Genomic DNA, 9,158 nt, shown 5'->3' on the forward strand with positions numbered 1-9,158 from the left:
CCTTAGAACAGAAACCATGTAGAAAGGAACCAGGTATTGTTATCCTTTGCATTACGACCCGTAAATGTTCCGGAAGCATCATAATTTGACGATGAACCATTGAACTTGTTATAGGCTGTATACTGCAGAGCCAATCTGACCTGTTCAATCGGCAAGTAGCTGACTTCCAGAATATAGCCTGAAGTATCTGGTGTCATGTTCGTATTATTCGCATAGTGCAAGGCATCCTGACTACCCGTGGTTGAGAAATACGCAACGCTCCCACCCACCTTGTTATTATAAAAATAGCTACCTTTTAGTCGCCTGGTATCAAGAGTATCCGAGTTATTGCTCACTGTATTGGCAACCGCACCTGCATTCCAGTCTATGGTTTCATGAATCCATGTGGCTTGTGCAGTCACTCGGTGCTTGCCTTCTGAAAACTGATATTGGGCATCGAGTGCACGATCCTTATAACGATCAGTTGGGCTGTTAAAATCTGTTGCGTCGGAATAAGCATCCGCTTCCATACCGTACGCCCCAGCCTCCCAGGAATGTGGGCCGGTATCACCATGCAACGCTAACCTCCAATAGGGGTTAGTGCCTTTAAGTGGGAAGCGATTAGCGACCGTATCACCCCCAGCACGCATGAATGAGAAAACACCATCCGCGGTCTTGTATCCGCTTAATTCAGCATATATCAGATTATTCCAATCAACATAAGCGCCAGCACCCACTACGCCTTGGGCCAGCGAACCGTCGATTAGGGTGCTGGAACCATAACCCTGAAACGCTCCACCCGGACCCGCAGTCGGAAATTTCCAGGCAGGTGTTGTATTGAACACATCCTGAACCGAAGGATTATTATTAATTGAAACACCATAAATCAGGTTTTTGCCACCAACCTTGGCTTTGTCTGCATAACGCAGATCTATGTTATCCATTTGAGAATGGTGATCAACGCCATTGTAAGTCCATTGCACGAAAGCACCGACGGTTTCAAGTATCTTTCCCCCAGTAAAAATGCTGGCTTGCTGCAATTGCATGGAATTATCATGAGCAAAATCAGTCGCCGGATCAGCAGATCCGTTGTAATTATTGATTTTGGTTAACCCACCCTGCAACATTGCCGCAAGTGGAATATTCTGGCGTGTGCCCATGGTGTAACCCATCAGCTTAAATTCTCGCCCGGTTCGTGTCAGCTCTGGATATTGACCACCACTATGACAAGAGGCGCAGTTCAGACCAGTCTGACGTGCATACAAGGGAACGGCATTTGAAATTGACGGAGCAACCATAGCAGCAAGTGCCAGCGATGCCAGGATCAGCCTGGAAAGCCGAGATCCGGATATGGGAGACATGATAGAGTTCCTTTATTAAAAATTTTAAAAGTGACTAAATAGTCATGCAAAAAAACCAACCATCACAATATAAATGATGCCATTCAATAAGTTATCAGACCTTATTTGATTTAAGTATAGTATTGATCAGAAAATAAACTAGATATAGAGAGATGCATATCAACAATATATTTTTGCAAAAACTGAAATAAGTCCAAACCATCTTCGGCATTTAAATCTGAGTCGATAATAATCAACACTTTCTATTTCAACATTGATAACAGATGAACTATATCTGAATAGCCAGTGCAGGCATCTTCCCTCACCAGCCCCATTAAAACTTAGAGACTACGCCTGTGATTGAATCAAGTTCCCGGCAGCCTGTGGCGCGGCACCACCCAAATTCTGAACAAGCGATTGCAAAAATGATTGCAAAGTTGGCTTCGTTGAGTCGCTGCCAGAAGACGTGCCTAAAGTCTGCATAAGGTTTTGGAAGCTGGTATCAAGCGAAGCGGTAGCCGAATTACCAGTCGTATTCCCTGATGTAAGGGATTGCAAAAGTTGCTGCGCATCTGCGGCAAATTGCTGATGGTGCCTGCCATGCTGACTAACCGAAGCTACAGAACTGCTTTGACCATTATCACTATTGCTACTATTACTGTTTGAAGCGTTTGATTGAGCAGGATTGAATTGTTGAAGCGTCTGAAACAACGAGTGCATAAATGCATGGAGCGCTTGCTGCGCAGCACTGCTGGAAGCGGATTGAGTGGTGCTATCAGCATTTTGGGTACTACTGGCACTACTCTCTACAGGGCTACTTGAATTTGGCAGAGTAATGCCAGCCTTGCTTAGCGCCTGAAAGACCGCATTGGCGAAATCGGCGCGCCCTCCACGGCGAACACCGGCGCTGCCATCATTATCCCCATCCGTATCCTTAGCAGAGACACTTGAAACAGGGCTTTGTCCAGATATTTTGGGGGTATGTAGCGCAGAAGACAAAGAAGAAATACTACTCATTGCACTTGCTCCTTAATAAGGATAGAAAATGACTAAAGCTATTTACATGTTACCAACACAGCTAGTTCCACATCTTATCCCACGCTATATACTATTCCCGAACAATAAATTGTTACTAAATGTGACTGGGTTAATTCACAACTTCACTTCATCGTTTTCGAAGGTAAAACCGGCAAATATATTGAGGCAGTAAATCCGTCACCTTCAAGGTTATTTAGCACCAACGTTCCCTGATGTGCTTCCGCAATTTTAGAAGCTATACCCAGTCCTAAGCCGCAATGCCCTTTTCCCCCGCGTGCTCCATCCAGTCTGGTAAACGGGCGCATAGCACGGGATATCAGATTTTGCGGAATACCTGCGCCTGAATCTTTTACAGTCAGAGCGATTGAGTCATGGTCCTGCGACAAATAGACAGTCACCGGTTGAGAACCGTATTCAAGTGCGTTTTCAATCAAATTTATCAAAGCGCGACGCAGCGAATTCGGGCGTACGGGAATGACAATATCGCGTTGATCATCCACAATGGAAACACCCTGACTGATATAGGGTCCTGCCACTTCCTCGACAAACAGGTACAAATTCCGAAGTTCAATATCCTCGTCATCATTACCCCGCGCATAAATCAGAAATTGTTCAGTTATACGTTCGATGTCATCAAGGTTATGTTGCATTTCACCACTACGTGTACTTTGTGCCAATTCTATTAGTAGTCGCAAACGCGTAATGGGGGTACGCAGATCATGTGCCACTCCAGCCAGCATAGTACTGCGGTCTTCTTCGTAACGCTGCAGACGATCCACCATGCGGTTGTAGCGTTGCGAAAGCAGGCGAATTTCACCGGCACCACTAATTGGTAGCATGGTTAATTCGCGAGACTCACCAACTGATTCCAAAGCTTTACCCAACTGTTTAAGTGGGCGCTGAATTTGCCATAGCAACAACATGCCCCCTCCCAGAAATACTGCGAAACCAACAATCAAGGCAGGTAACAATGGGCCAGCAGGACCAGCATCCGGTTTTCGCATGGCAATAAACATCCACTGCGGCTGATTCAATGGTGTAATCAGATTAATCCACATCCCTCTAATTGCACCTGATAGCGGAATAGATACCACTTTTCGCCCCAATTCCTTATGCAATTGCTCCTTGAGAAAAGGCAAGCGACGTGCCATTTCGGCGTCCGCCAAAGGGGGCGCCTGTGGTGGAGACTGAGACAGTTTAACGCCATTGAGGGAAGGGAGTGATGCCGCAGAACTGCTGTGCAACAATTCCTCAACCAACCGCACTTGCGTAGCAATTGAGCGGGCAAAATTACTGTTTCTCGCTTCTTCCAGATGCGTCAGAAACAAAAAATACATAGTGGCAAAACTGGCACTCAGGGCGATGAGAAAAACCATCACCAGCCGCACGTATAGTGAACCGATAAATTGCTTCATGCTGGATTTTCGCTATCTTCAGGGACAAACACATAGCCGAATCCCCATACAGTCTGAATGTGACGGGGTTTGGCTGGATCAAGCTCAATCAGCTTGCGTAATCGAGAAATCTGGACATCCACACTGCGATCAACGGTTTCAGAGCCCGGCCCACGAGCTAATTCAATCAACCGTTCACGTGAAAGTGGCTGGTGCGGATGTTTGGAAAAAGCCACCAAAAGCGAAAACTCTCCACCCGTAATTTCAACTTTCAAGTCTCCCTTTAAAAGCGCACGGGTAGATAAATCCAATTTGCATTGCCCAAATACAAGGGTATTGCCATCAGCAATCGGCGTACCAGGCGGAAGCGGCGTACGACGGCGAAGCACTGCCTGGATTCGCGCAGTTAATTCACGTGGCAGAAAAGGTTTACCCAGATAGTCATCTGCACCCAGCTCAATACCTATCACGCGGTCTACTGGGTCGCTTTTTGCAGTAAGCATAATAATAGGGATATCGTCACCGGAGGCTCTCAAGCGCCGACAAATATCAAGACCATTTTCATCCGGCATCATCAGATCGAGTACTAGCAGGTCCGGACGTTCACGAGAAAGCCGCCTTTCCAGATCCCGCCCGCCCGCAAACGTTCTCACCAAAAATTCTTGCTGGAGCAAATACTCTTCCAGCAGTTTTCGCATTTCCGGATCATCGTCGATGACCCATATCAGGGGTTGTCTGTTCATGTCGCAATTCTAAATCGAGGTTTGAGGGGAAAGCTCAGCAAAGTGTTACAAAATATTGCAAGGGGACTGCGCAGTCACATTTAGTCACAACTTAGCCCTTTTCATTAACTTCCTATTAATAACTTCTGACTATTATGACTCAACGGCGGCCGCTATAGCATGCCGATGCAGCAAGTTCTAATAACTCAGGAGGTTTTGATATGAAAACAAATATGGCTGCTGTCGTACTCATGTTGCCACTTACCGCCTTGGCAGGGAAAAACGTCATTCAGGATACGATTGAATATGGACGCGTGTTGAGCTCCACCCCGATTAACAGCGCCCCGGTTGCGCGTCAGGTTTGCCATCCTGTCACTGTTAGTCAACCAGCTGAACATAGCACTGGCGGGGCAATACTCGGCGGACTTGCAGGCGCACTTGTCGGCTCCCGGTTCGGCGGTGGAAATGGTCAAAATGCCGCTACTGTTGTCGGTGCCATTGGCGGAGCCGTAGCAGGAGATCGTATTGGTGCGAATGGATCAAAAGATTCTACACGAGATGAATGCAACACAGTTTATGAGCAAGGCGAGCCTACAGGCTATCAGGTTGTTTTTGATTACAGAGGAAAACAATCAACCGTCATGATGAATTACGAGCCTGGCGAATTCGTGAAACTGCATAAAGTTGTTACAGCCGAATAAGGTACCTTCATGATGAAGCAAGGCTCAACGCGCAGATCTGCATACATCAAGGCTTGTTCCATTTGTGTGGCAATTGCAATGTCTGCAAGCAGCTTTGCGGCTCCAATAGAACTGCCTGATCTGGGGGATGCATCGCAAGCTGTACTTTCTCCTCAGGAAGAACTGGCTATGGGCGAGAAAGCAATGCAAGGTTTGCGTGCTTCCGGTGCCTATTTTAACGACCCGGAAGTAAATGCCTATCTTAATAGTTTAGGGTATCGACTGGTCTCCGCGGACCCATCAATCACCAGTCATTTCGAATTTTTTGCGGTAGATGATCCGGCCATCAATGCCTTCGCCATGCCTGGTGGATACATTGGTGTCAATACCGGGCTCATTTTGGCTACTCAGAGTGAAAGCCAATTGGCTTCAGTACTGGCTCACGAAATTTCACATGTCACCCAGCATCATATTGCACGCACCATCGCTTCTCAGTCTGGTTCGCAGTTGGCCTCGATTGCCACGGCCGTGGCTATCATTCTGGCAGCAAAAAACAGCAATTCACAAGCTATTCCAGCTGCCATGACCAGTATGACTGCAGCTCAGATACAAGGGCAAATTAACTTCACCCGTGAAAACGAGCAGGAAGCAGACCGTGTGGGTTTCCAATTACTTGATCGTGCTGGATTTGATACCCATGGCATGTCCAAATTTTTCGACAGAATGGAAAAACTCACCCGCACCAGCGAAAACAACACCCCTGCTTTTCTGCGCTCACATCCACTCACCCCGGAACGGATTGCAGAAGCACAAGACCGGGCTTATGGAAAACCTTACAAGCAGATTCCAGACTCACTGGACTTCAACCTTGTTCGTTCATTGTTACGCAGTTACCAGGGAACACCCGAAAATGCAATTGCGGAATCGCAAGCCGAATTAAAAGAAGGCCGTTACAGTAACCATACAGCCGCTGAATACGGCTACGCAGCATCCTTGCTTCGTGGTAAAAAATTCCAAGAAGCACAAATGGAAATTGCCACCATCGACCATGAAGGGATCCAACATCCCATGATTGAGGCCCTTGCCGGACAGATTTTAATGCAGTCCGGGCAATTGCAAGCTGCACACCAAAGATACGAATCCGCCCTAAAACTTTATCCAGATCACATGCAACTAGTCTATGACTACCCTCGCCTGCTCATAACAGAAACAAAATACAAGCTGGCGGCTAATTTCGCCGAATCGCAACTCATGCATCGACGCGATGATGCCACGTTGAATCAGCTTGCAGCAGAAGCCAATGCCAATTTAGGCAAGCTCACCAAATCTCATTTTTATCAGGGTGAGTATTACGCTGCACTTGGAAATTTACGTGGCGCCAGCGAACAGTTTGATCTGGCAGTACGTATTAATGATGGAAGCTTTCAGGACTTGTTAGTTGCGGAGAATCGTTTGAAGGAGTTGCGCAGCCAGTTGCATGAACCTTCTCAAAACAACGGTTCACGCAGAAATAAGTCACAACAGTCACTTGATGGATTTTAGCTTTGTAATTTTTCGCTGTACTTGCCCAGTCGGGCTAATTTGTAAACAAAGGAGTTAACCATGAATTACCAAAATATTTCTCGATTCTTGCTCATCAGCAGTATGGCCCTGGGTGTATCTCTACCTGTCAGCGCAAACACATCTACGGACAAGAATCCCGATTGTAAAAGCCGCTATGAAAGCCATGGACATCATGAAGGATTTAATGATGAGGGTAGATCTATCACCCACCACATGAGGAATTTAAATTTGACTGATGAACAGAAATCAAAGATTAAGACATTGGAACAGAGCAATTCTCAGGCAATGCAGGAAAAATTTAAAGCCCTTCGAGAGACAAAAATGGAAATCCGCAAAATCTCCATGTCAGGCAATTACGATGAAGCAAAAGTGAAAGCATTGGCTGAGTCAGACGCAAAAAATATGGCTGAGTTAACCGTACTACATGCACGGACTAGCAACCAGATTTACCAGCTGCTAACACCAGAACAGCGTAAACAAATGGAAGAGCAACGGTCAAAGTTTGAATCAATGCAAAAGGGTAAACGCAATCCGGAAAACATGAAGCCCAATTAACCGGCAACATAAAAGCAAGGCGCCTAGCTCGCCTTGCTTTTAATGTTAGCCATTATTTTGAAACAAATATCGCTTAATTGACCAAGAGACTACGAAATGTCACACACCCTTCGATTGGTATAAAATTCTGAAACCAATCTCAAGCAAATTGCCTTTAAATTCCCACATAGTAATTACAATACCAATAGCTTAACGGTCACGCCCCCGTCCATTATCGTTGACTTGGCGATCGTTTCTATATTTCTCTTTGCGGTTATCTTTGCGTTCATCACGACGATCATCCTTCCGCATATCACGTCGATTATCCCTGCGTTCTTCATAACGATTATCGCGACGTTCACGATGTTGCTCCTGATAGCGAGGAACATAATCGTGGCTATACCACTTGTCTTGCACAAAATAAACTCGTTCACCACATGCATTGTATTCTCGGCAATGTTTGCTCCAATGCTTGGCATGGCCAGGGGGTACGCGCAGATAAATGGGTGGACGACTCACCGGCACACGCTCAATGATCATAGGCTGACGATAAATAACTTGAGGCTGAGGGTAGCCGCCAATATCAATTCGGCCATAAAAGCCGGGTTGACCAATACTGACAGAAACACCCACATCGGCAGCTATTGCTGACGTAGTAAAGGGTGTTGCTACAAAAACTGCTGCAATCAAAATACGCTTCATGTCGAATCTCCAGATTACGATTATTTTTGCGATTTATTCAAAAGCAAGTCCATAACCAGAGTGTAATTAAATTTTCCGAGATATATACAGAAATATGTAACTTAATGTTGCAACCATCTACCTCATTTACAATTTGTCACAATTTAGAGATTTTATTGGTCTTTGGCCTCGCTATACAGCACCATGATAATCAAAAGCGTGCGATATATGGCTGACTAATTCTTCCAATTTCAGTTTTCTGGGTTCTTTTGTTAGTTGTCATTTCACATAGCAACAGCACAACAAAACTTACATCCTGTCTATCTGGAAAAGAAAACTGACTTTCTAGAACTTGAATCATCCGCCGTCACGTTATCGTTGTTGCATAGGTCGCAACAACGACCTTCCAGTTTGTTAAATATTTGACCTATTTCATTTCAACTAAACCACCAGTGAATGATTTGAAGTATTATTCATAAATATGCAGTCAGGATAATTGATGGAATTGCAACGATTCAACAAGTTACAAAAATTCAGCATGCTTTATTATTAACATTTGTACTGACCGGGGGGGGTCGTATAATAACTGTTATGTTTTAGTAACCAATAAATCTTAAGGGGATATCTTTTTGAAATTACATCTAACCAACCTAGATGAACTGATTCAAAAGGTTCGTAATGTTCACGCAAAAAATTATATAAATGAATCTATCGCCGCTTATCGAAACGGTGCTTATAGAGCATCGCTTATTACAACTTGGATCGCAGTGTGCGTAGACATAATCGAAAAAATTAGGGAGTTAAGCTTAAGTGAGGACCCTGCGGCGAAAAAATTAGAAGAGCAACTTGATAAAATACAGCCTAATGATCCAAACTCAATGTTGTCATTTGAAAGAGATATTTTGAATGTTGCTTGTGACGAACTTCAGCTTATTTCAACGATAGAAAAATCACATCTAGAAAGATTAAAAGACGATAGAAACATTTGTGCCCATCCGACATTTTCAGATGATGGAAGTCAATTTACCCCACCGGCCGAACTGGCGCTAGCCTATATTGTACAAGCAGCAAATTACCTGCTTATCCATCCTCCAGTCAAAGGAAAGGTTATTGTACAAAGATTATACGAGCTCACTAGTGTCCGGTTAAAAATCGAACAAATTTAATTGGTTATCGAAATCGGTCTGTTCTGAGACGTAGCTACTGCCTGCGAAGGCTTGTAGTAGC

Annotated in this window: 9 protein-coding genes; 4 read left to right on the plus strand and 5 right to left on the minus strand. The window is 45.0% G+C overall.

Features of this window, described 5'->3' with window-relative positions; all coding sequences use genetic code 11:
• Positions 1–2 precede the first annotated feature (2 nt).
• From EDC63_RS07910 to EDC63_RS07925, 4 genes are all read right to left on the minus strand, one after another.
• Positions 3–1,340, minus strand: coding sequence for a hypothetical protein (locus EDC63_RS07910; RefSeq protein ID WP_223248189.1), 1,338 nt, complete (start codon positions 1,338–1,340; stop codon positions 3–5).
• 327 nt (positions 1,341–1,667) lie between these two features.
• A complete protein-coding gene (locus EDC63_RS07915) occupies positions 1,668–2,336 on the minus strand; it encodes a hypothetical protein (RefSeq protein ID WP_124945533.1) in 669 nt (222 codons plus the stop codon).
• A 143-nt stretch (positions 2,337–2,479) separates the two neighbouring features.
• Positions 2,480–3,772 (minus strand): ATP-binding protein, encoded by a 1,293-nt coding sequence (locus tag EDC63_RS07920; RefSeq protein WP_124945532.1) that lies wholly within the window; start codon positions 3,770–3,772, stop codon positions 2,480–2,482.
• On the minus strand, positions 3,769–4,494 hold the full coding sequence (locus tag EDC63_RS07925; protein WP_124945531.1) for a response regulator: 726 nt from the start codon (positions 4,492–4,494) through the stop codon (positions 3,769–3,771). Before EDC63_RS07925 ends, EDC63_RS07920 begins: the two co-directional genes overlap by 4 nt.
• 200 nt (positions 4,495–4,694) lie before the next feature.
• On the opposite strand from EDC63_RS07925, the gene EDC63_RS07930 reads away from it, so the two are divergent.
• Genes EDC63_RS07930 through EDC63_RS07940 form a run of 3 tightly spaced genes read left to right on the plus strand, consistent with a single transcriptional unit; the run spans position 4,695 to position 7,271 of the window.
• A complete protein-coding gene (locus EDC63_RS07930; RefSeq protein WP_124945530.1) occupies positions 4,695–5,174 on the plus strand; it encodes a glycine zipper 2TM domain-containing protein in 480 nt (159 codons plus the stop codon).
• A 9-nt stretch (positions 5,175–5,183) separates the two neighbouring features.
• A complete protein-coding gene (locus EDC63_RS07935; protein WP_124945529.1) occupies positions 5,184–6,695 on the plus strand; it encodes a beta-barrel assembly-enhancing protease in 1,512 nt (503 codons plus the stop codon).
• A 60-nt stretch (positions 6,696–6,755) separates the two neighbouring features.
• The gene (locus EDC63_RS07940) at positions 6,756–7,271 is read left to right on the plus strand and encodes a Spy/CpxP family protein refolding chaperone (protein WP_124945528.1); all 516 of its coding nucleotides are present in this window, start codon (positions 6,756–6,758) and stop codon (positions 7,269–7,271) included.
• A gap of 189 nt (positions 7,272–7,460) precedes the next feature.
• Here EDC63_RS07940 and EDC63_RS07945 read toward each other — a convergent pair whose 3' ends face one another.
• Positions 7,461–7,952: a hypothetical protein gene (locus tag EDC63_RS07945; RefSeq protein WP_124945527.1), complete on the minus strand. Its 492-nt coding sequence runs from the start codon at positions 7,950–7,952 to the stop codon at positions 7,461–7,463.
• Between the two features lie 608 nt (positions 7,953–8,560).
• On the opposite strand from EDC63_RS07945, the gene EDC63_RS07950 reads away from it, so the two are divergent.
• Positions 8,561–9,097 (plus strand): hypothetical protein, encoded by a 537-nt coding sequence (locus EDC63_RS07950; protein WP_124945526.1) that lies wholly within the window; start codon positions 8,561–8,563, stop codon positions 9,095–9,097.
• Positions 9,098–9,158: the final 61 nt, after the last annotated feature.

The sequence above is a fragment of the Sulfurirhabdus autotrophica genome (assembly GCF_004346685.1).
Lineage (GTDB): Bacteria > Pseudomonadota > Gammaproteobacteria > Burkholderiales > SMCO01 > Sulfurirhabdus > Sulfurirhabdus autotrophica.